This window comes from Mesorhizobium sp. M1A.F.Ca.ET.072.01.1.1 (assembly GCF_004023325.1).
Classification (GTDB): domain Bacteria; phylum Pseudomonadota; class Alphaproteobacteria; order Rhizobiales; family Rhizobiaceae; genus Mesorhizobium.
In genome coordinates, this window is sequence record NZ_RZSF01000703.1 from 1 (window position 1) to 545 (window position 545).

Sequence of the window (545 nt, forward strand, 5' to 3'; positions counted from 1 at the left end):
GCCATGAAGCGTGGGGTGGCTCGCAAGAAGGAAGGAAGCCCCGCACCAGCGATCCAGATCGGTATCGAGGTACAGACGCCGATTCAAACTGTGGAACAGGGGATGATTACGATGATGGATTGCATTGCGTACCGCTAAGAGCACGGTGGTATCGCCGTTACCGAAATATGGGAACAGGCCCTTCGAGACATCATAGAGCGTGTGAAAGGCCTCAAGCTTCATTTCGAAAGTGCGATCCAGGTTGTCAATCGCCTCCTCGGGATCAACTTTGAATAGCTCACCAAAGCGCATGTGCGTCTCGACATACATTCGCATGATGTTCGCTAAGCTGCCGATCGCTCTTTCTATGGATCTGATTGCTGCTCAATCGTGTCGTTCCGATATGGTGGCCATCGTGCAGTCGCCACGACCAAGCCGTTGTCCCAACGACGCGTGCCGGGCAGCACTTCTTGTAGACCGACGGTCTTGATTGACAAGATCAATGGCAGCCTTCCGACCTTTGAAGTCCAGCAGCCGCCAGTCCGCTTCCGTGAAGATCCTATGGG

Annotated in this window: 1 protein-coding gene and 1 pseudogene; both read right to left on the bottom strand. The window is 54.1% G+C overall.

Annotation, left to right across the window (positions count from 1 at the left end; translation table 11 throughout):
• Window positions 1-309 (bottom strand): annotated as a pseudogene (locus EOA32_RS37630) (hypothetical protein); the annotation flags it as partial.
• Between the two features lie 54 nt (window positions 310-363).
• Window positions 364-545, bottom strand: a 182-nt coding sequence (locus tag EOA32_RS39455) for a hypothetical protein (RefSeq protein WP_210214895.1), incomplete at its 5' end; no start/stop codon positions are given.